Raw genomic sequence first — 2,419 nt, forward strand, 5'->3', positions numbered from 1 at the left:
CTGACCAAGGCGCTTGCGCTTTAACTTATTATCCCTTCCCTGCCTGGAATCCTGGATATTGGGTCATTCCGCCGTCTGCAAAAAGGGTTATCCCTGTGACGTAGCTTGCTTCGCTAGAGGCAAGCCATACGGCACAGGCCGCGATTTCTTCTGGCTTGCCGATATAGCCCATTGGGACTAAATCTACGACACCTTTTTTCAGCTCAGGGTCTGCAAATTTCTCAGCATTAATAGGTGTGTTAATCGCACCTGGTGCGATGCAGTTCACTCGTATCCCATGAGGAGCAAATTCGAGTGCGAGCGTTTCGGTTAAGAGCTTAACCCCTCCTTTGCTGGCTGCATAATGGACGAAGTGTGGCCACGGTATTTCCTGATGGACGGATGACATGTTAATGATCGAACCCTTGATGTTATTTTGTAGCATATAATCAACCGCTTCCCTGCAGCCAAGGAATTGCCCTGTTAAATTAGTGGAAATAACCCTGTTCCAGTCCTCGAGAGATAGGTCTTCCGAAGGCACCTCGTTTTCAATGCCCGCGTTATTCACCATGACATCCAATGTACCGAATGTCTTCACCGCATGGGAGATCATCCTTTTTACATCAGCTTCCTTCGTGACATCCCCTTGAATCGCAGTCGCATTTCCGCCTGCTCTTTCTACCGTCTCTATAATCTCTTGCACTTCTTGCTCCTCGTTAAAATAGTTGATGACAACTTTGGCTTTCTCTGCCCCGAATCTCTCCGCCATTGCTTTCCCGAGACCAGTGGCAGCACCTGTAATGACCACGACTTTTCCTTCAAGATTTGGATACATTATGTCAGCTCCTTTTATCTTTTCGTTACTCCCATTACCACACCACCTGCAATAATAAACAGGCAGCCCAGTAACACTCGCCAAACTTGCTTTTTACTTTTTCGTTCATTTAAAAAGAAAAGACCGCCAATCGTTGAGATGACAATTCCAGTTTGTGAGAGCGAGAAACTTGTAGCAACCCCGATCCTCGGCAGTGCCAGCAATAGTCCTAGATTTCCCGTGCTCCAAAGGATTCCCGTTAATATGTTACGGATAGCATACTTGTTATATGGCTTGTCGCGTAAGGTCATCAGAAATGCACCAGTCACCATTCCAATCGCCTGTGGAAGAACCGCAGCCCATCCATCAATATTAAACCAGCGGATTAATACCACGTATCCGACAAACCCAACCGTCGAAATGAGCAAGACAAGCAGACCCTTTTTTAGGTTCTTCGTCTGTCCTCTTTCACCTTCCTGATTGAGTGAAGTAAGCAATGCACCTGCAATAATTAAGACAAGCGCAGCAATACCGACAATAATATTCATTTTTGTTTGCCATTCCTTAAAAATAAACACTCCGAAAAAAGTGGTCCCAATCAACTGCAAGCCAGTTGACATGGGTGCCGTTTTCGCAACGCCCAAGTAGCGAACGGCCCCAAACTGATTTTTCTGGCCCAGTGACCAAAACAGGCCGGAAATAAAACCTACCACCCATACAAGCGTCGACAAGTCCGGTCTCTTATAAAGAAATACCACTATCGCAAATAACAAGGCTCCCCCCGTTGTACCAAGCGTTTGGCTGTCCTCGTCACCGCCCAGCTTATTGCTGATAAACACAATGCTGCCCCACGACACCGCTGCAAGCAAAGCCAATAAAATCCCAGTCATAGCCTCATACCCCAATCTCATCATTACTGACATGTTACTATTAGACTGAGATATAAAGTCGAATCTTATTCCGCAAGAGTACAACATTCACATTCACGGCAAAAATTAAAGAGGATAGCGAATATGCTATCCTCTGAAAAGTCTTTTTTATGAAATGTTCTTCCCTGAATAGAGACCTTCTGCAAGGGAGCACCATGATTGAATCTGGATATTTTCCATCTGGCAGTACTCTAGCGTTCCTTCCGGGAAAGTGTTTTGGCGTGCCGCTTCCTGATTGACATGTACACCTGTATCGATCCAGCAAATTTTATGTAAGCTCATTTCCAATTAGTTGACCATAATTTTTTCGTCGGTATGCTTCTGCAGTAAGCGCATTTGACCTGCACTCATATGGAAACACGAACGAACGCACTTTGCAGATGCCTTGAGCTGGTGGAACGCTTCTCCAACTTCAAACTTCACTAGGGTCCATTAACGGATCGGGACGGTGCAGTAACAAAATGTTAAGGTATTCAATACCAAGCCTTGAAAGAATCCCATCCACACTGTCGAGAATATCCGATTTTGAAAAATCATATCTTGTTGGCAGACCTGCTTCCTGATCCCCAAAACGAATGCCACACTTCGATTGGATGATGATTATGTTGTTATTTACAGATTTTCCGAACGAGAAAGCCCACGCAGGTGCGATAGCACCCTCTTTAGAGGTGGGATGAAAGTTCGGTCAGACAAGGGG

General features: G+C 45.5%; 3 protein-coding genes. All 3 read right to left on the minus strand.

All coding sequences use genetic code 11. The features are described from left to right. Window positions 1-28: 28 nt before the first annotated feature. The 3 genes from UB32_RS18810 to UB32_RS20605 all read right to left on the minus strand — a co-directional run bounded on the left by UB32_RS18810 (window position 29) and on the right by UB32_RS20605 (window position 2,374). A complete protein-coding gene (locus UB32_RS18810) occupies window positions 29-814 on the minus strand; it encodes a glucose-1-dehydrogenase (RefSeq protein ID WP_044396708.1) in 786 nt (261 codons plus the stop codon). A 14-nt stretch (window positions 815-828) separates the two neighbouring features. Beyond that, window positions 829-1,683: a GRP family sugar transporter gene (locus tag UB32_RS18815; RefSeq protein WP_128721591.1), complete on the minus strand. Its 855-nt coding sequence runs from the start codon at window positions 1,681-1,683 to the stop codon at window positions 829-831. Between the two features lie 451 nt (window positions 1,684-2,134). Beyond that, window positions 2,135-2,374, minus strand: a complete 240-nt coding sequence (locus tag UB32_RS20605; RefSeq protein ID WP_307192683.1) for an aldo/keto reductase — start codon at window positions 2,372-2,374, stop codon at window positions 2,135-2,137. Between the last annotated feature and the right edge of the window lie 45 nt (window positions 2,375-2,419).

Source organism: Mesobacillus subterraneus (genome assembly GCF_000934845.1).
GTDB lineage: Bacteria > Bacillota > Bacilli > Bacillales > Cytobacillaceae > Mesobacillus > Mesobacillus stamsii.